Source organism: Vibrio sp. 704, from assembly GCF_033339295.1.
In genome coordinates this window covers 174312-194266 of sequence record NZ_JAWOUH010000001.1, presented here as the reverse complement: position 1 = coordinate 194266, position 19955 = coordinate 174312, and the positions used below count along the sequence as shown (strand labels likewise).

The window sequence follows — 19955 nt, the reverse complement described above, 5'->3', positions numbered from 1 at the left end:
GAGTACGAAATATGTCTTTTGCCCAACGCCTAGCCACCCTGATCGGAGAAGAAAGCATCAGCGGGTTCGCACGACGCGTCGATGTGTCTGAAGCTTTAATACGCAAATACCTTAAAGGCAGTGAACCTAGCCTAACTAAAGCAAATCAAATTGCAATGCGCGCCAATTGCTCTCTTGAATGGTTAGCAACGGGATGTGGTTATTTATATCGCCGTGCTGAAGTCGTGGATATGGATGCGTACAAACTTGCCTTTCAACACGTTATGAGTCAGCCGTTGTCAGACGATGCAGAAGAGCTACACCGCAAGCTAATCGCAGGCTATCAATACCTGCGCGCTCACAAAAAATCGGATGGTTTTTTGGATGAATCAGCAATGGCGACCTTCCTATCTCTCCATAAAGAATCTAAAAACGAGTCACTTTGACCTCGATAATTTCGCCATCACTGCGCAAGTGCACATTTAAGGACGGTGATGGCGTCAGAAACTCGTCCGGTTTTACCCAAAGCAAACTTCGAATCGTTTCTTGTGGATAGCGGTTCATCAACAAAATAACTTCTTTATCGACAAGCTCGGAAGATTTCTTTTCCAGAGCTTCAACGACATCATAGTGTTCTTGTCCGATAGTAACTCTGCGTAAAACTAACCCATCCTTTCTTAAGTTGAGAAGTAAGTCATTCAGACGCTGCCACTCGTATTCAGTGAGAAACGAGAACTGAGCACTTTCTCTTCTCAAAACCACTTCACCATACAAGTGCTGCTGGTAGTACGAAAAATCATCCAAACAAAATGCGCTGATAAACGTTGAGTTGTCTCGCAACTGCACTTCGCAACCATACCAGCTTCCACTTTTTTCTATACGTTCTTTTAGATTGGAATATGGCATTGCTGACAACGTGTCTTGCCACCAGCTCGGCGTTGAAAGTGCCGGAAACGTTACCGAACAACAACATAAAGAAAGTAAGAGTCGAAGATAAAAGCGCATGCACTGCTCTAGTTGGTTGACATCGAACCAAGACATTACTAACTACAAGAAAATGTTCAAGAGAAAAATAGTGGCAGGTGGCGATGAAAGTTATGGTGATGAAAGTTATAACGCAGAAATTAAGAAGGCGCACATGTGCGTGCGCCTCTACCTCGTTACTCAATCGTGAGTGTGCGAATCGGCGATGTCTATTGATGCATCCCGAACATAAAACGAGGACTTACCGTAGGGTTTGAATCCATCCAAATTGTGTGTAAAACCTCACATCCCTCCTTCTGAAGCAGTCATGTTGCTTTACAATTAAAGCATGGTTCATTTTTCTCAAAAAACAAGTTTTTTATCCTAAATTATGAGAGCAATAGCACAATCTGAGTGAATGAATAATATCGCGACACTTCGAACACTCAATAGTGAAAAGCTAAATTGCATCTTTATTGATTAGGTCTAGACTCTGCGAAGCGTATACTTTCTTTCGTCCCTTCCCCCAGCAACAGGAGAGCTTGTTAATGACCAAACGCGAGAGAATTGTGAAATCTGTGTTGGCGCACGTACCGAAAGATGCGATTAACCAGTTTGTCTCTCGAGGGTCAACACCATTTTCTGTTCTCATTATGGCCGCCATTGTGGGTACGTTGGCTGGTTTTGTCGGTACGTATTTCGAGCTTGCCGTTCATTTCGTTTCTGAAACACGAACAGAATGGTTAAGAAGCGAAATTGGTAATGTTCTACCATTGTGGCTGGCAGCGGTTCTCATTAGCGCACTTTTAGCTTTTATTGGCTATTTTCTTGTGCACCGCTTTGCGCCAGAAGCGGCAGGCTCTGGTATTCCTGAAATCGAAGGGGCAATGGATAATATTCGTCCAGTGCGCTGGTGGCGAGTTCTACCAGTAAAATTCTTCGGCGGCATGGGCGCACTTGGCTCAGGTATGGTGCTGGGTCGTGAAGGCCCAACCGTTCAAATGGGGGGCGCTGTTGGTCGAATGGTGACCGATATATTCCGCGTAAAGGATGACGATACCCGCCACTCCCTGCTCGCTTCTGGTGCTGCTGGCGGTTTGGCTGCGGCTTTTAATGCCCCTCTCGCAGGCATTATGTTCGTTGTGGAGGAAATGCGACCTCAGTTTCGCTACTCTTTGATCTCAATTCGCGCAGTGATCATTTCTGCCATTATGGCGAACATAGTGTTTCGCGCCATTAACGGGCAAGACGCCGTTATCACTATGCCGCAATACCAGTCGCCAGAGCTTCAAACCCTATGGCTGTTTTTATTGCTTGGCGCATTGTTTGGCGTGTTTGGCGTGATCTTCAATAAACTAATTACCGTGGCACAAGACAGTTTTGTCGCAATTCACAAAAACGATCGTAAGCGCTACTTGATTGTAGGTTCGTTACTGGGAGGCGTGTTTGGCTTGCTTCTTTTGTACGTACCCCAACTAACTGGTGGTGGTATCGGCCTTATTCCTGACATTACTAACGGTAACTACTCGGTATCTATTTTAGTTTTGCTTTTCTTTGGTCGCGTAATTACAACCCTGCTCTGTTTTGGTTCTGGTGCGCCGGGAGGCATCTTTGCACCTATGCTTGCTCTGGGAACCTTATTTGGCTATGCGTTCGGAGCAAGTGCTGATGTCTTGCTCCCTGCGCTTGATATCGAGCCTGGTGTATTTGCGATTGCGGGCATGGGTGCCCTGTTTGCTGCAACGGTACGTGCACCGATTACTGGTATTCTGTTAGTGATTGAAATGACGAATAACTACTACTTAATCCTGCCATTGATCATTACTTGTTTGGGCGCTGTGATTATTGCTCAATTGTTGGGTGGACAACCTATTTACAGCCAGCTGCTGCATCGTACAATCAAAAACGAAAAGTTACGCCAGCAGGATCTACCGGAGAATCAATCAACATAACATTCTCTTTGTTATCACTTCGCTCCAGACTATCGAAGGGTTTGGAGCGATAAACTCTGCATTTTTACATCTTTTCCCAAATATTCGATACCAAACTCACAAAATTATCATTCTCTGATATTTGCTCACCACCTTTCATGAGAAACCCCTCTCCATACTTGTTAGTATTCGCTACTTAAATAGAGCATTTCATCCAAATCGTCATGTTTCGTTTCATTCAGGCAAAAATCAAATGGAGTAGATTTGAACTGGAGAAGACTTGTGCAGTTTTATAGTGTCCCGCCGTCTCAAGCCGCGTTGGCACTAGGTATGATAGGTTTAGGGCAAGCTTGGGCACTCTATGTTCCTGAGATTGGTGAACCGATACGTCCATTTTTGGCGTCACTCGGCGCACTTTTACTCGCCCCTGTACTCATAAAATATGCCGCTAATCCACGATTATTCATGGTCGACATTCGTCACCCGCTGAGTGGTAGTTTAATGGCACCAATGAGTATGGCGTTACTGATCCTTGCAGATTATCTTGCCGCTGTAGCGCCTATCATCGCTTATCCACTTTGGTTTATGGCGCTTTTGCTGCATTTTACTATGATGGTGCTGTTTTTTAGCTTTCAGCTAATGAACTTCAAAATGTCCAATATCGTACCGAGTTGGTTTCTTTATCCGGTGGGGCTGATCAGTAGTTCACTAGCCGGTTCTCAACTAGGTCACAACTTATTCTCCGAAACGTTAGCGATGATGTGCATCGGCATTTATTTCTTCATGCTGCCACTCGTGTTGTATCGTTTGGTGTTTTTCGGCTCTCTACCAAGGCGAGCAAGACCGACCCTCGCGATTATGGCCGCGCCGGTAAACTTGTCATTAGCAGCATACTTGGTGAACTTTCCCTTGCCTGATCCGATACTGACAGGCGCATTGGCCGGGATCGCCATCACTATGACGTTATTGATCTACTTATGTTACTTCCGCTTACTTCGCTTGAAGTTTCAACCTTCTATCGCGGCAGTAACCTTTCCTTCCGTGATCAGCGCCATCGCAATGCATCGCTTGACCTCTTTTTTCGCCGAATCGCACCCTCACTGGCACTGGCTACACGACTTTGGTTTTCTAGAGCTCAGTATCGCGACTGTATTGGTTGTTTGGGTATCGGCAGGTTACGTCAAAATGTATTGGCCAGAAATCATGAAGTCATTTTCTAAACAAGTATAAAAAAAGGATGGCGTTTGCCATCCTCTTAGAAACTTGCTTAGTTACCTAGCGTAAACCGTGCAGAAATTCGGCACGCGTTGCTGGGTTGCTCTTGAAGATGCCACCCAATGCAGTTGTTGTCGTTTCGCTAGTTGCATCCATCACACCGCGAGATTTCACGCAGTAGTGTGTTGCGTCAATCGTCACTGCCACATCATCGGACTCAAGCAGCGTTTGAAGTGCAACAAGAATTTGCTGAGTCATACGCTCTTGAACTTGTGGACGCTGGGCAAAGAAGCGAACGATACGGTTGATCTTTGACAGGCCAATGATCTTGCCACGTGGAATGTAAGCCACAGCAGCCTTGCCATCGATGGTCACAAGGTGGTGTTCACAAGTACTGGTCACTGTGATGTCCTTCACGCGAACCATCTCGCTCACGTTCATCTTGTTCTCAATCACCGTGATTTTAGGAAAGTTGGAGTAATCCAGACCAGAGAAGATTTCGTCAACGTACATCTTAGCAATGCGGTGAGGGGTTTCTTCTAGGCTATCGTCAGTGAGGTCAAGTTGAAGTAGACCTAAGATCTCACGCATGTGGTGTTCGATCTTCTCTTTCTTCTCTTCACGACTTACGTTGTTTGGACGCATTGGCGTTTCCAAACCGCGTTGCTCTAGCGCTTCTTTTACTAACTTCGCTGACTCGCTAAGACCTGACATTCCACTTCCTCTTTTGTTTTACTTCAGCCTTCGTACAAACCCAATCAAAATTGCATTCATACTTTTCGCTTTGAGTTGCTCAGTTCGTGTCTTTACACCAAGTCACATCAGATGAAGGTACTGAGCTGATTTTCTTGAGCTCCGCAGGTTTTTTACCCCTTTTGGATGGCTGACAAGGATACTCGGATTTTTGAATAATTACACCCATATTTTATAGGTGGACATTCTTACTCAGTCCCCTTTTATGGTAAAGTTGCCACAAAACAAAAGAACACAGGATTTTCTCAATGGGCTGCTGCGACGCACCTGGCTTGATGCCAATTGAAGAAGCGATGGACAAAATGTTATCGCGAATCAAACCTATCCAAACAACGCTTTCTCTTCCACTTGCTGAAGCACTCGGTTTTGTACTGGCAAAAGATATCTTGTCTCCTATCCACGTACCGCCATTCGACAACTCAGCAATGGATGGCTACGCTATTCGCATTCAAGATCTTGAGTCATCTTCTGTATTGCCTCTGGCAGGTAAATCATTTGCAGGACAACCTTTTGAAGGTGAATGGCCTCAAGGTACCTGTGTTCGCATCATGACTGGCGCAAAAATCCCACAGGGTTGTGATGCCGTTATCATGCAAGAAAACACTGAAGTAACAGATGCTGGCATTCAGTTCAACCAAACCGACGTGAAGCCACAAAACAACATCCGCCCAACAGGTGACGACATCAAACAAGGCGACATCGTACTGGCAAAAGGTGCACGTTTGACACCTCGCGATATTCCGATGATTGCGTCGCTTGGTGTTAGCCATGTGACAGTAGTACGTAAGCCAAAAGTTGCTTTCTTCTCTACTGGTGATGAACTTAAACCACTGGGCGAACCGCTAGACGAAGGTCAGATCTACGACAGCAACCGTTACGGTATTAAACCACTTATCGAGAACTTCGGTTGTGAAGCCGTTGATCTTGGTATCATTCCAGATTGCCCAGAGACTCTGAAAGCAACCTTTGAACAAGCACAAACATTGGCAGATGTGGTTGTGACCTCAGGCGGTGTTAGTGTGGGCGAAGCGGATTACACCAAAGACATTCTTGAAGAGCTTGGTGAAATCGGTTTCTGGAAGTTAGCAATCAAGCCGGGTAAACCTTTCGCATTTGGTAAGCTAAGTACAGCTTGGTTCTGTGGGCTGCCGGGTAACCCTGTTTCTGCAGTTCTTACTACGTACGTGCTTGTTCAACCAATGCTGGCAAAACTTGCAGGCCATACAGAATGGAAAGCACCCGAATCTATTCCAGCAACAACCAAAACCGCCTTTAAGAAAGCGCCAGGTCGTACCGATTACCAACGTGGTATCTATACATTGGAAGATGGCAAGTTTGTCGTTGAAACAACCGGTAACCAAAGCTCTGGTGCATTCCGCTCAATGAGCCTAGCGAACTGTTTTGTTGTATTGGAACGTGAACGCGGCCGAGTTGAAGTGGGCGAAACGGTTCAGATTCAACTATTCAACTCAACCCTTTACTAGGAAGACGTTGTGGATATTCTTTCCGATCAGGAAATGTTGCGTTACAACCGCCAGATCATTCTTCGTCAGTTTGACTTTGAAGGACAAGAAGCACTCAAACAAGCATCGGTATTGATGCTTGGTGCTGGCGGTTTAGGCTGCGCATCAAGCCAATATTTGGCGACTGCTGGTGTCGGTAAAATCACGCTGATTGATGATGATATCGTCGAGTTGTCTAACCTTCAGCGCCAAGTGCTGCACCACGATGCGGATATTGGTCGTAAGAAGGTAGACTCGGCGGCCAATGCACTACGTGAACTTAATCCGCACATTGTCGTAGATACCATCGCAAAACGTCTTGATGATACCGCGTTAGAGAGCCTGATTAAGCAACACACTATTGTTGTCGATGCATCAGATAACGTCGATACGCGCAATCAACTTAACCGCCTATGTTTTGCGACTAAAACACCGCTAATTTCAGGCGCGGCCATTCGTATGGAGGGCCAAGTGAGTGTGTTTACTTACGATGATCCAGCACAACCATGTTACCAGTGCTTAAGTGCCCTCTTCGGCAGCGGTGCGTTAAGTTGTGTCGAAGCCGGAGTCATGGCGCCTGTTGTGGGTATTGTTGGCGCAGTACAAGCTATGGAAGCGATCAAAGTGATTGCTGATTACGGCCAACCAAAGAAAGGCAAAATTCTGATTTTGGACGCGCTCAGCATGTCTTGGCGAGAAATGAATCTGATGAAAATGCCAACCTGTCCGGTTTGTAGTTAGTTCTAAACCTCTAATCATTCCCAAAAAGCCCAACTCGATGTTGGGCTTTTTTCTCATTTTGACAATCAGATTTAAAACCCCTCTTCTTACAAATATTAAATCAATAAAATTCAACAACTTAAAAGTTGGCACATTCCTTTCATTGCATATATCACGAACCAATGAGAGGGCGAATTATGAAAAGGACATCACTACTACTTGGGTCTCTAATAGCGAGCGCTTACGCACAAGCGGCGCCATTTGATACGTGCCCAAGCCAAGCATACCTGTTCCAATCAACCCCGGTTCAAATCTATGGCGTCAATTTGGTTACAGGCTCTACGACTCTTTTAGAGGACGACACAGGTTTGGCTTCGGGCATCAACGGTGTAGGCTTTAACTTCACTGACCGTTATATCTACGGCTACGACACCACAAACAAAAAGATTGTTCGTCTTGGTCAAGACTTCCAAGCAGAGACACTTGATGTTTCGGGTCTTCCTACCGACCACACGTTTTACGTAGGTGACGTTTACAACCACGTCTACTACTTGTACCGCAAAGGCAAAGGACTTTTCTCCATTGACCTTTCTCCGCTCGATTCTGATCCAAATGCGACATTGAGCATCGTGAAAATCAGCTCAACAGCGACGGTGAATCTAACCGACTTTGCATTCCACCCAGGCGACGGCTCCCTTTACGGCATCGACAATAACTCTGGAGTGCTATACCAGTTCAACCCATCGAATGGTAATACGACTGCGATAGGTGACACTGGCGAGCTAGGCACATTTGGTGCTGGCTACTTCGATGTAAACGGCAACTACTACGTGTCACGCAACCAAGACGGCAAAATCTATCGTGTTGACCTTTCGGAAGGTAACGCAGCCAATATCGCAGCAGGTATCGTTCCTGCGGTTGAGTTTGTATCCAACGGTCCAAGCTCAAGCCAAAATGATGGAGCACGTTGTGCAAATGCTCCAGTGATTGACGAAGACGAGCCAATTGATTTTGGTGATGCTCCAGACAGCTACCACACCACGCTTGCGTCAAACGGTCCTCGCCATGAGGTGGACGGTGTAACTTGGCTTGGTTCAGTCGCTCCAGATGGTGATGCCGACGGTCAAGCAAACGACAACTCTGTTGGCACAGCTGATGAAGATGGTGTTGGTTTTGTATCCGCACTTGACCCAGGCTTAAGTTCAATTGTGAATGTGACGGCTTCCACTTCTGGCTACCTATCAGCATGGTTTGACTGGAACCGCGATGGTGACTTTGATGATGAAGGCGAACAAGTCTTTACTGACGAATTACTGTCTGCGGGTAATAATCCCCTACCGTTTGTAGTTTCAACCGCTGCAACGGAAGGGTCTAGCTGGAGCCGATTCCGCTTTAGCCAACAAACCGGATTAAACTACGATGGTGGTTCGACGTCTGGTGAGGTGGAAGATTACCCAATTACCATCACTGGTAATGGTTACTCAGTGGAGTATTTCCCGAGTGCAGAAGATTACGCCACCGTGGCTTACGAAGATAACTGGCCATACACCGCAGACTACGACATGAACGATGTGGTCGTGAAATTCCGCATCACTGAAACCAGTCTTGCTGGTCATGTTGAGAATATCCAGATTACAGGTGACCTAGCGGCCTACGGCGCAAGTTACAAAAATGGCTTCGCAATCCGACTACCGGGTGTATTGAGAAGCTCGATTGAAAACGGATTAACAACGCTATCCTTCAATGGTGTAGAACAAGCATCTAATGGTTTGGAAAGTATTTCTGATGAAGCAATTTTCATCATCAGTGAAGACTTAAGCACACACGCGGCTAGCAGCTGTAGCTACTTCCGTACCGAGTCTGGCTGTGATGATAACGTTTCACTCACCTTTACCTTGAATGTGTACTTCACCGAAGGCTCTGACCGTTCAGCCATTCAAGCCATGCCATACGACCCGTTCATCTTCGCAACGCCGGGGACTTACCATGGCGACGGGATTACCTTCCAACCAGGTCGTAAATGGGAAGTTCACTTAGCAGACCAAGCACCAACAGAACAGTTTGATGACCAAAACCTCTTCGGTGTCGGCGTCGATGCCAGTGACCCTGCACAAGGAGTGTACTTCAAAACAGCAAACAACTTACCTTGGGCACTGTTGATAGTAGAGGATTGGGATTGGCCGCTAGAGCGTGTAGACATGGTCGATGCATACCCTCAATTCCAAACTTGGGCTGAGTCTGGTGGCGAACTAAGCACAGATTGGCACACCGCTCCAACACCTAACAAATGCTACATTCCATAGGGAGATAACATTATGAAAGCACTTATCACAATCATCATGGGATTAGCACTATCAGCTTGTGGCGGTGGCGGCGGTGGTGGTAACAGTACACCACCTCCACCAGCTCAAACGACCGTTGTAGAGGAAGACACTACCCAACAGGAAGAAACAACCGTAGAAGAGACTACCGTAACTGTAGAAGATGCAACCATGCAGGACCTAGTAGTACCGGATGGCTTTAGCTACAACCCAGTGACGGAAGGTACGCTCAATGTAGACATCAGTGGTTTCTCTTCTCAACGAGCGCACCTAAGCGTGTACAAAGAGTTCGTCGAGAACAGTTCAGGTAACTACGATGCAAAATACCCAAGCAAAGTCGCATCGGTTCCACTCAACAATGGTACAGCAAATGTCGACTTTAATGTTTCTGATAGCCAAGGTAGCCTACTTGTTGAAATTTGGTTCTATGACGGCAGTGACCCAATTCAGAAAGTCATTACTTCAGGAGACAGCACTTGGACCATGTAACTGGGTAAATCGAAAGCTGTCTTTCAGAACAAATCTTCAATCTTTAACTTAAAAATCGCATCGTTCTTTTGAACATGCGATTTTTTTGTTGTAAAACAGTAAGATTATCCACCTAGCAAACTAAAGACAATGCAAGCACTGATTAGTACTGATGAACTCAATAGCCTTCTCGGCCAACCTAACGTCAAGCTCCTCGACGCTAGTATTGCGTTTCAAATCCCTTCTGAAGGCAAAAAGATTCAAGATAAGTGGATTCCAAATACTTTACGCTTCGATTACGACAATGACTTTTGCTTACCCGGTTCTTCCCTGCCGCATATGATGCCAACAGAAGAAGGCTTCAACCAAAGTGCGCAACAACTCGGTTTGAACAACGAAGATTTGATTGTGGTTTACGACAACTCTGGCACTTTAGCCGCGCCAAGAGCTTGGTGGATGTTCAAAGCTATGGGACATGATAATGTTCGAGTCTTAAACGGCGGCCTTCCCGCTTGGGTTGAAGCCGGATTCCCTGTTGAAAGTACCCTATCGCAACCAAGCGAAGAAGGTAACTTTGCAGGTAAGCTCAACCAAAATGCCTTTTTGAGTGCACAAGATGTTCTTGCTCATTCAACCAATAAAAGTGCCAACATCATCGATGCCAGAGCCAAAGCACGATTCCTTGGTGAAGTGCCTGAGCCACGAGAAGGTCTACGTAGTGGTCACATTCCAAATTCGGTTTGCTTACCGTTTCAAGAACTCTTGACCAACGGTCACATTAAACCAAACTCAGAGTTGCAACAGATATTTAGCGCACTAACGATAGATAGTGACAATTCGATTATTTTTAGTTGCGGTTCCGGTGTAACCGCATGCATTTTATTACTCGCGGCGTATCAAATTGGTCTGGACAACCTGTCGGTGTACGACGGTTCTTGGACCGAATGGGGTGCAGACCACTCTCTACCTATCGAGTGTTAAGACAAGTGTCTGTTTAACAAAGTATCTTACGTTTATCTAAAGATGATGTGTTCCAATAAACTAAACGCAGCTTCTAAACCAAACTTGTCATTTCGAAATAGAAACTGGCTATGAGTGATTTGTCACCCCTCATAGCCTGACTACATCAAAAGCCTACTATTTCCATTAGCGTTCAGATGTCGCGTTGCCGTGCATCTGCTCATCTAAGTTGAGCACGGTTAATGCGTTGCTAACGCTCGTGGCGATCACGTCTATCGCTCCAGTTCTTAATGCTCCGAGTAGAGCGAGCGGCTTGCTGTTCTCTGCTGCGATCGCAATGACTTCCGAGATCGGCCGAAACTCTTCAATACCAAGTCCAATTACTCGGTCACTCATTACCGTGTTCGCTACATTACCGTGAATATCAAAGAAGTCATAACCTGCAAAATCCCCTACCACACCTTGTTGAAGTCTCGACTGAACCACTTCATCAGGCGTAAACCAACCTAAGTCGACCATGTAACTGTTTTCGCTCATGTCACCAATACCAACCAAAGCGACATCGGCTTTACGTGCTAGGTCGAGCGTTTGTTTCACGGTTGCATTTTGCATAAAGGCCAACTTCTGTTCTCTGTTTTCTGCGTAAGCCGGCGCATAAAGGGTTTCAGAGGTCCCCCCATATTTCTTCGCCAACTGACGACAAATATGGTCGGCGTTATACATACCGCCACGCGGATGAATACCACCAATGCCACACACAAATTTACAATCACGCGGCGTAATAACACCAATATGGTGAGCGACAGACGACACGTTGCGCCCTTGTCCGACCGTCACCACCATGCCGTTTTTGAGCGTGCTAGTGAGATAATTGGACACCAATCCCGAGACCTGTAGTCGTTGCGCTTCTTCATTCGGTTGATCAAGAGCAACAAGCGCGCGCTTAACGCCGAATCGCTCGATCAAACGTTGTTCGATCTTGGCGCTGAACACCGGATGGTATTTAACGGTAATTTCAACAATGCCTTCATCACGCGCCTGCTTGAGCATTCGCCCAACCTTTGCGCGTGATATGGCAAATTTTCTCGATATCTCTTCCTGAGTCGCACCGTCTTGATAATACGCGACGGAAATCTCTGTCAACAAATCCGTGTTTTCAATGGAAATATCTTGATTAGAACTGCTCATGGTTTCTCTCGCCCTTTAAGAGGATCGATATTGTATGCAATAAGTGAGCATATGCTCATTGACTTAGCATATGTTCTTTATCAATTTAAACGCTACATTTGCTCATCGCAATAACATTTTCTCACTACAATTTTTTACCCTAGCGTACAACGCTCAAGCTTTGAACAATAAGGGCAAACGTTTATTTGGGTTAACCACTAAACACACAGTAAAAAAACGTTGATGAAGTTCACTATAAGTCCATTTCAGCGATTGACTTTCAGCATAGATAGGATAAATATGGACACATCATTTACTCAGCTATCGATCAAATGTTCATAGCATTTGTTCGGTAACGAAATTTTCCGTAGTTGGCTGAGCAGATGTCTCATTAAATGCGATGAGACGGTTAGCTAACTCGCTTGCAAATGCACAAGCTGTGATAACAAAAATCACGCTTAAGCCCATTTAAATAGGATGATCGATTATGAGCAACAAGTTAGAGCAACTTCGTAAACTAACGACTGTAGTAGCAGACACTGGCGAAATTGATGCAATTAAAAAGTATCAGCCAGAAGACGCAACAACTAACCCTTCTCTTATCCTTAAAGCCGCTCAAATCGCAGAGTACGCACCTCTAATCGATGCTTCAATCGAATACGCTAAAGCACAGAGCAACGACAAAGCTCAACAAGTTCAAGATACTTGTGACATGCTTGCAGTAAACATCGGTAAAGAAATCCTAAAAACTATCCCAGGTCGTATCTCTACAGAAGTAGACGCTCGTCTATCTTACGATATGGAAGGCAGCGTAGCGAAAGCTCGTCAACTAGTGAAAATGTACAACGATGCTGGCATCACTAACGACCGTATCCTTATCAAACTGGCTTCAACTTGGGAAGGCATTCGCGCAGCTGAGATCCTAGAAAAAGAAGGCATCAACTGTAACCTAACGCTTCTATTCTCGTTCGCTCAAGCACGTGCTTGTGCAGAAGCGGGTGTATTCCTAATCTCGCCATTCGTTGGTCGTATCATGGACTGGTACAAAGCGAAAGAAGGCCGTGACTTCGAAGCTCAAGAAGATCCAGGCGTACTATCTGTAACTAAGATCTACAACTACTACAAAGAATACGGCTACAAAACTGTAGTTATGGGCGCAAGCTTCCGTAACATCGGTGAGATCTTAGAACTAGCTGGTTGTGACCGTCTAACTATCGCTCCTGCTCTACTTGCAGAACTAGAAGCAGCTGAGGGTGAAGTAGTTGAGAAACTAGTTGATTCTAAAGGCGCAGCTGAGCGTCCAGCACCAATGACTCACGCAGAGTTCCTATGGGAACATAACCAAGACCCAATGGCTGTTGAGAAGCTGGCTGAAGGTATCCGCAACTTCGCCGTTGACCAAGGCAAACTAGAAGCGATGATCGAAGCTAAGCTTTAATTGCTTACCAAAAGCGAGTAGCCCGTCTACTCGCTTTTACCATCAGCACTATTTTCAAAAAATTCTATTTGAACTTGTTTCGGCGAGTTCCCTCTATTTAAATCAAATATCGAGAAGTAATCACTATGGATCGTAAACATCTAGCAAATGCAATCCGTGCGCTAAGCATGGATGGTGTTCAACAAGCTAACTCTGGTCACCCAGGTGCACCTATGGGTATGGCTGACATCGCTGAAGTTCTTTGGCGCTCTCATCTAAACCACAACCCATCAAACCCTGAGTGGGCAGACCGCGACCGTTTCGTACTGTCTAACGGCCATGGCTCAATGCTGATTTACTCTCTACTGCACCTTGCAGGTTACGAGTTGTCTATCGACGATCTGAAAAACTTCCGTCAGCTTCACTCTAAAACTCCTGGTCACCCAGAGTATGGTTACGCGCCAGGTATCGAGACCACAACGGGTCCGCTAGGTCAAGGCATCACTAACGCGGTTGGTATGGCTCTAGCTGAAAAAGCGCTAGCAGCGCAATTCAACAAAGAAGGCCACGACATCGTTGACCACTTCACTTACGTGTTCATGGGCGACGGCTGTCTGATGGAAGGTATTTCGCACGAGGCATGCTCTCTTGCAGGTACTCTTGGTCTAGGCAAGCTGATCGCATTCTGGGATGACAACGGCATCTCTATCGACGGTCACGTTGAAGGTTGGTTCTCTGACGACACACCTAAGCGTTTCGAAGCTTACGGTTGGCACGTAATCCCTGCAGTCGATGGTCACGATGCTGACGCAATCAACGCAGCAATTGAAGCGGCGAAAGCGGATCCACGTCCTACACTTATCTGTACTAAGACTATCATCGGTTTTGGTTCACCAAACAAATCTGGTTCACACGATTGTCACGGTGCGCCACTAGGTGCAGAAGAAATCGCAGCAACACGCAAAGAACTAGGTTGGGAGCACGGTCCTTTTGAAATTCCGCAAGAAGTCTACGCAGAATGGTCAGCGAAAGAAACAGGCGCAGCTAAGGAAGCAGCGTGGAACGAGAAATTTGCAGCTTATGAAGCAGCGTACCCTGAGCTGGCAGCTGAATTTAAACGCCGCGTAAACGGTGAGCTTCCTGCACAGTGGGAAGAGAAAGCAAGCCAAATCATTGCTGATCTTCAAGCTAACCCAGCAAACATTGCATCACGTAAAGCGTCTCAAAATGCTCTAGAAGCATTTGGTGCTCTACTACCAGAGTTCATGGGTGGCTCTGCTGACCTAGCACCTTCTAACCTAACCATGTGGTCTGGTTCTAAGTCTCTAGAAGCAAGCGACTTCTCTGGTAACTACATCCACTACGGCGTACGTGAATTCGGTATGACAGCGATCATGAACGGTATCGCGCTACATGGTGGTTTCGTTCCTTACGGCGCAACATTCCTAATGTTCATGGAGTACGCACGTAACGCAATGCGTATGGCTGCGCTGATGAAAATTCAGAACATCCAAGTGTACACGCATGACTCTATCGGTCTTGGCGAAGATGGTCCAACTCACCAACCAGTTGAGCAAATGGCATCGCTACGCCTAACACCAAACATGAGCACATGGCGTCCATGTGACCAAGTTGAGTCCGCTGTAGCTTGGAAACTAGCGATTGAACGTAAAGATGCACCGACAGCACTTATCTTCTCTCGTCAAAACCTTGCGCAACAAGAGCGCACAGCAGAACAAGTAGCAGACATCGCGAAAGGTGCTTACATTCTGAAAGATTGCGAAGGCAAGCCAGAGCTAATCCTTATCGCAACAGGTTCTGAAGTTGAACTAGCAGTAGAAGCAGCAGCACAGCTAACTGCTGAAGGTAAGAAAGTACGCGTTGTTTCAATGCCATCAACAGACGCATTCGACAAACAAGACGCCGCTTACCGTGAAGCTGTACTGCCATCAGACGTAACAGCACGTATCGCAATTGAAGCAGGTATTGCTGACTTCTGGTACAAGTACGTAGGCTTCGACGGTCGCATCATCGGTATGACTTCATTCGGTGAATCTGCACCAGCTGGCGAACTATTCAAAATGTTTGGCTTCACGACTGAAAACGTAGTGAACACAGCAAAAGAGCTACTCGCGTAATTGCAGTAAAAAGATAGTCAGTTTTCTCTATTGCGAATGTGAAAACTGAAAAGCCCCACCAGCAATGGCGGGGCTTTCTTTTATCTGGCTCCTATTCGTATAAACGCAGCCAGGACATAAACATCACAACTTTCGTTACGACTATTTGTCTTCAAATCGAAGTGCGAGCTGATAGAAATCTTGTACTTGGTCTTTCAACTGTCGGCTATTTTGCTCAACTGAATGTGTTGCTGCCAAGTTTTGTTCTGCGGTCGAAGCGATAGAATGAATGTGCTGGTTTACATCACTAGATAGCTTTAACTGGTTATTCGCAGCTTCTGCTACATCAACCATCAGCCCACTCATGGTTTGCATCATCTGTTCAACTTCAGACAAACGCAACGCGCTTTGTTCTGCTACTTGAGAACAGGCATCGGTTTGCTCTTTGTTTGCCAGAATATCTTTCTGCCAACTTTGAATCGTTGTCAACATAGTTGAGATAGAAGCTTGGATTTGTTCAGTTGCATTGGATGTACGCCCAGAAAGCGCGCGGACCTCATCAGCAACAACAGCAAAACCACGACCTTGCTCCCCAGCCCTTGCAGCTTCAATCGCCGCGTTAAGTGCCAGTAAATTGGTTTGCTCTGCGATTCCACCAATCTCTTCCATCAAATGGTTCACCTTCTGCGCCTGATCACTCAGTTGATACGTCGTTTCCGTCGCTTTTTCAGCTTGAAGACTTAATTGCGCTAGATTGGTGTGCGTTTGATCGATGGTCTCCTTCGCCATCAAGCATGACTTCAATGTATCATCAATCAACATATGGGCATCATTGGTACTCGAAGAAACCGAATTTGCCGACAACTCCACCTCTTGGGTAGCATCTCGCACACGATGAATATCGGTATTTTGCTGATTTAATGCAGCCGAGACTTCTGCCGTTGTTTGACTGAGCTCTTCGGCGCAATGCTGCAAAGGCAATGCGGAGTCAGTCATTCTTCCTAACACGGTTCGAATTCTTGCGGATAGCATTTTGATATGGAAATCGGCAATCGAAAATGCCGTGTTACCGGAATAGATCAAGCGACTTACGCTGTCATATTGCTTTTGTAACTTTTTAAGTTGCTGAGGTGTATCAATTAACTCTTGGCGGAATAACAGAGCCAGAACACTTGCAGGTAACGCACTTGCAAGCCAAGCCAACGGCCCTTCAACAGACAACGCATATGCGGTTGCAGGTGCGGTTAGTGCACCAAGTAGAATCGCATAGCGAATGGTTTCATTGATTTTCAACGACCAAGTTCGATCAGACTTCTCTGCAGCACGCATGCTTTTGTAGGCTTTTGTCGCAATATCAACCCACTCTCGCTTTGGTTTCACGCGCACTGATTGATACCCAACAACATGGTTGTCTTCGTAGATAGGGGTGACATAAGCATCAACCCAATAGTAACCGCCAGACTTAGTGGCATTCTTAACCATTCCACGCCAGGCTTTACCTTGTTTAAGGCGTGCCCACATATCACCGAAAGCGGCTTTAGGCATATCTTTATGACGAACTATATTATGGTTCTGACCGACAAGTTCTTCGTGAGTGTATTCAGCAACGCGGCAAAAGGCTTCATTACAATATGTAATAACACCTTGTAAGTTCGTTGTTGAGACGAGTTCCTCAGACTCCCTCACGAGAGTTTCTTGAGCTTTATGAGAAATATTGGCTGACATAGACGAAACTTCTTTAGTTTTTATTGATTTTCGGCAAGATATATACAGGATTTTTATTTTTATTACAAAAAGTTAGATAAAAAGTCTTATCAAATCGACATTTTTATTGTGGGAATTCACATTATCGATAAAAACATAAAGAAGAGATTGTTGATTTGAGCTAATAAACAAACCCGACACGATCGGCCGGGTTATATATTAAGCCTCAATTAAGCGGTTTGTGATTCTGGCTTTTTATTCGTTTTTAACGCAAACATCGCGATAACGAGTAACACAAATGGAAGAACATACAAATTAAGATTCTGCCAACCTACGGTAGACTCAAGCCAACCAGATAGTAATGCGGTGATGGTGACACAACTGAACACGAAGAATTCATTAAACGCTTGAGCCTTGCTTCTGTTTTTCGCTTCATAACTTTGACTAAACAGCCCGGTTGCTGCGATAAACATAAAGTTCCACCCTATTCCTAACAGGATTAAAGCAAGACTAAAATGCCAGATAGACACTCCATGTATATTAATTCCAATACAAGCAACAAATAGCAATCCACCCGCCAAAATCATATTCTTAGCGCCAAACCGCTCTATCAGACGGCCCGTGACAAACGCAGGTGCAAACATACCCAACACGTGCCATTCGATCACTCCCGCCGCTTTATCAAAATCAAAGCCACAACCAATCATCGCTAAAGGAGTTGCTGTCATTAAAATGTTCATCACCGCGTACGCAACCATTGCCGCGATAACTGCCAGCATGAAATTAGGTCGACGAATAATCAGTCTCAGCTTATCCGCCTTAGCGTGTAGCGCCTGCGTGTGTGCAGGTGGAAAACGAATGGTTTGTAGCACAACCAACGCGGTTATATAAAGCACGACAAGCACAGCAAATGCACTAATGTATAAGCCATCATCTGACCACTGCTGCGAGTACACGGCCAGATTAGGCCCAAGGATCGCCGCTAACACCCCACCCGCCATAGATATCGAAATCGCCCTATGCCTTGCCGACTCTTCACACACTTCAATGGCAGCAAACCTGTATAGAGTACCGAAACCTATACCAACACCAAGCAAAAACGTAGACATGCAGAACAGATAGAAGTTTTGTTGACTTAATGCATACGTCGCTAGACTAGCACCCAAAATGCCAATGACATTACCAAGGCTAAAACCAAGGCGACGCCCTAACTTGCCCATAATTAGCGACGCAGGAATTGTCGCGGCCATCAGTCCCAAAAACTGCAGTGCAACTGGTAATGTGATAAAACTTGATGACGGCGCAAGTGTTTTGCCAATAAGGGCAATAACAGATATGAGTAAAATATTCCCTGTCATTAATAAGGCTTGGCAGAGGGATAGAAGCCATACATTACGATTCAATTCCAAATTCCTTTTGGTTACAACGTATACAGATAACATATAGGAAAGCAGAAGCAATAGAAAGATATGAGAGTAATTCTCAACAAAAAGAGCCAGAGGCATAGTACCTCTGGCTCTTCACTATTCACTTTTCGCTTTTAAAAAGTTTTTCTGTTGAGCTTACTTGTTGCGGCGCGCTTTTACTGCATCAGAAAGCTGACGAAGTACCGTTTCCGTATCTTCCCAACCAATACATGCATCAGTAATCGACTGACCATAAGTGGCTGCTTTACCATCCACTAAGTCTTGGCGACCTTCAACTAAATGAGACTCGATCATCACTCCAAAAATGGCTTCTTCGCCACCAGAGATTTGCTCGGATACATCATCAGACACCAGCATTTGACGCTTGAACTGCTTCGAGCTGTTAGCATGGCTAAAATCAATCATCACTTTTTTCGGCAGACCTGCGGTGTCCAGCTCATCTTTAATTTGAGCTACATGTGCTGCACTGTAGTTTGGTTCTTTACCGCCACGTAGAATAATATGGCAGTCTGGATTACCAGCGGTTTCTACGATCGCGGAATGACCGTATTTTGTTACTGAAAGGAAGTGATGGGAAGCGCTTGCAGAACGAATCGCGTCGCTCGCTATTTTAATATTCCCGTCTGTACCGTTTTTGAAACCTACAGGACAAGAAAGACCAGAAGCTAGCTCGCGGTGAACCTGAGATTCTGTCGTACGAGCACCGATAGCGCCCCAACTGATCAAATCCGCCACGTACTGAGGTGTGATCATATCTAAGAATTCACTTGCCGTTGGCAAGCCCATATCGGTTAGATCAAGAAGAAGTTTACGTCCGATACGTAGACCATCATTTAGCTTATAGGTGTCGTTTAAGTAAGGGTCATTGATAAGGCCTTTCCAACCAACGGTTGTACGCGGCTTTTCAAAATAAACTCGCATAACAACCTCAAGCTGCTCGCCCAGTTCATCACGTAGTACTTTTAGCTTTTTACCGTACTCAACCGCGGCAGCCGGATCGTGAATAGAACACGGGCCAACGATCACGAGTAATCGATCGTCTTTTCCTTCAAGAATATTGTGAATGGCGTTACGGCAATCAAAAGTGGTCGAAGAAGCGGTTTCAGTCGCTGGGAACTTCTCTAATACTGCAACAGGTGGCAATAACTCTTTTACTCTATTTATTCTTACATCATCAGTTTGAAACATTACTTCTACTTCCTGGTTTTATTTCCGACCCCATTTTTACCAACTGAACTCATTGCAACATTGTTCACAAAGCGAGCAGCATCAAGGGCTGTGGTCATTTTCTGTCTAGCGTTTAAGTAACTT

16 protein-coding genes are annotated in these 19955 nt (G+C 45.6%); 10 read left to right on the top strand and 6 right to left on the bottom strand.

From position 1 onward, the window contains the following. Nucleotides 1-11 precede the first annotated feature (11 nt). The gene (locus tag R7R24_RS00885; RefSeq protein WP_054577780.1) at nucleotides 12-425 is read left to right on the top strand and encodes a helix-turn-helix domain-containing protein; all 414 of its coding nucleotides are present in this window, start codon (nucleotides 12-14) and stop codon (nucleotides 423-425) included. Here the strand turns inward: R7R24_RS00885 and R7R24_RS00880 are convergent. After that, a complete protein-coding gene (locus tag R7R24_RS00880; RefSeq protein WP_081008265.1) occupies nucleotides 406-1020 on the bottom strand; it encodes a hypothetical protein in 615 nt (204 codons plus the stop codon). The two genes, R7R24_RS00885 and R7R24_RS00880, sit on opposite strands and share 20 nt — an antisense overlap. Nucleotides 1021-1490: 470 nt before the next feature. On the opposite strand from R7R24_RS00880, the gene clcA reads away from it, so the two are divergent. Both clcA and R7R24_RS00870 read left to right on the top strand, forming a co-directional pair. Further along, a complete protein-coding gene (clcA, locus tag R7R24_RS00875; protein ID WP_005373473.1) occupies nucleotides 1491-2894 on the top strand; it encodes a H(+)/Cl(-) exchange transporter ClcA in 1404 nt (467 codons plus the stop codon). A 261-nt stretch (nucleotides 2895-3155) separates the two neighbouring features. Continuing rightward, nucleotides 3156-4103, top strand: a complete 948-nt coding sequence (locus tag R7R24_RS00870) for a TDT family transporter (protein WP_017819907.1) — start codon at nucleotides 3156-3158, stop codon at nucleotides 4101-4103. A 45-nt stretch (nucleotides 4104-4148) separates the two neighbouring features. Here R7R24_RS00870 and folE read toward each other — a convergent pair whose 3' ends face one another. After that, entirely contained in the window at nucleotides 4149-4802 is a 654-nt protein-coding gene (gene folE, locus R7R24_RS00865; RefSeq protein ID WP_005373478.1) for a GTP cyclohydrolase I FolE, read from the bottom strand. A 287-nt stretch (nucleotides 4803-5089) separates the two neighbouring features. Here folE and moeA point away from each other — a divergent pair, with 287 nt between their 5' ends. The 5 genes from moeA to R7R24_RS00840 all read left to right on the top strand — a co-directional run bounded on the left by moeA (nucleotide 5090) and on the right by R7R24_RS00840 (nucleotide 10833). Then, entirely contained in the window at nucleotides 5090-6325 is a 1236-nt protein-coding gene (gene moeA / locus R7R24_RS00860) for a molybdopterin molybdotransferase MoeA (protein ID WP_054577778.1), read from the top strand. 9 nt (nucleotides 6326-6334) lie between these two features. Then, a complete protein-coding gene (moeB, locus tag R7R24_RS00855) occupies nucleotides 6335-7084 on the top strand; it encodes a molybdopterin-synthase adenylyltransferase MoeB (protein ID WP_054577777.1) in 750 nt (249 codons plus the stop codon). 176 nt (nucleotides 7085-7260) lie between these two features. Beyond that, nucleotides 7261-9366 (top strand): LruC domain-containing protein, encoded by a 2106-nt coding sequence (locus R7R24_RS00850; protein ID WP_054577776.1) that lies wholly within the window; start codon nucleotides 7261-7263, stop codon nucleotides 9364-9366. A 12-nt stretch (nucleotides 9367-9378) separates the two neighbouring features. Beyond that, entirely contained in the window at nucleotides 9379-9873 is a 495-nt protein-coding gene (locus R7R24_RS00845; RefSeq protein ID WP_054577775.1) for a hypothetical protein, read from the top strand. A 129-nt stretch (nucleotides 9874-10002) separates the two neighbouring features. Continuing rightward, nucleotides 10003-10833, top strand: coding sequence for a sulfurtransferase (locus R7R24_RS00840; RefSeq protein WP_054577774.1), 831 nt, complete (start codon nucleotides 10003-10005; stop codon nucleotides 10831-10833). Between the two features lie 165 nt (nucleotides 10834-10998). On the opposite strand, the gene R7R24_RS00835 is transcribed toward R7R24_RS00840, so the two are convergent. Continuing rightward, nucleotides 10999-12000, bottom strand: coding sequence for a sugar-binding transcriptional regulator (locus tag R7R24_RS00835; protein ID WP_005387670.1), 1002 nt, complete (start codon nucleotides 11998-12000; stop codon nucleotides 10999-11001). A gap of 466 nt (nucleotides 12001-12466) precedes the next feature. Here R7R24_RS00835 and tal point away from each other — a divergent pair, with 466 nt between their 5' ends. Next, nucleotides 12467-13417, top strand: a complete 951-nt coding sequence (gene tal, locus R7R24_RS00830) for a transaldolase (RefSeq protein ID WP_005373488.1) — start codon at nucleotides 12467-12469, stop codon at nucleotides 13415-13417. Nucleotides 13418-13542: 125 nt separating this feature from the next. Continuing rightward, complete coding sequence (gene tkt / locus R7R24_RS00825) at nucleotides 13543-15534, top strand: transketolase (protein ID WP_042522667.1); 1992 nt, start codon at nucleotides 13543-13545, stop codon at nucleotides 15532-15534. A 141-nt stretch (nucleotides 15535-15675) separates the two neighbouring features. On the opposite strand, the gene R7R24_RS00820 is transcribed toward tkt, so the two are convergent. From R7R24_RS00820 to aroG, 3 genes are all read right to left on the bottom strand, one after another. Further along, the gene (locus R7R24_RS00820) at nucleotides 15676-17238 is read right to left on the bottom strand and encodes a methyl-accepting chemotaxis protein (RefSeq protein ID WP_206946574.1); all 1563 of its coding nucleotides are present in this window, start codon (nucleotides 17236-17238) and stop codon (nucleotides 15676-15678) included. A gap of 209 nt (nucleotides 17239-17447) precedes the next feature. Continuing rightward, on the bottom strand, nucleotides 17448-18620 hold the full coding sequence (locus R7R24_RS00815; protein ID WP_021035943.1) for an MFS transporter: 1173 nt from the start codon (nucleotides 18618-18620) through the stop codon (nucleotides 17448-17450). Between the two features lie 159 nt (nucleotides 18621-18779). Beyond that, nucleotides 18780-19832: a 3-deoxy-7-phosphoheptulonate synthase AroG gene (gene aroG, locus R7R24_RS00810; RefSeq protein ID WP_005389030.1), complete on the bottom strand. Its 1053-nt coding sequence runs from the start codon at nucleotides 19830-19832 to the stop codon at nucleotides 18780-18782. Nucleotides 19833-19955 lie beyond the last annotated feature (123 nt).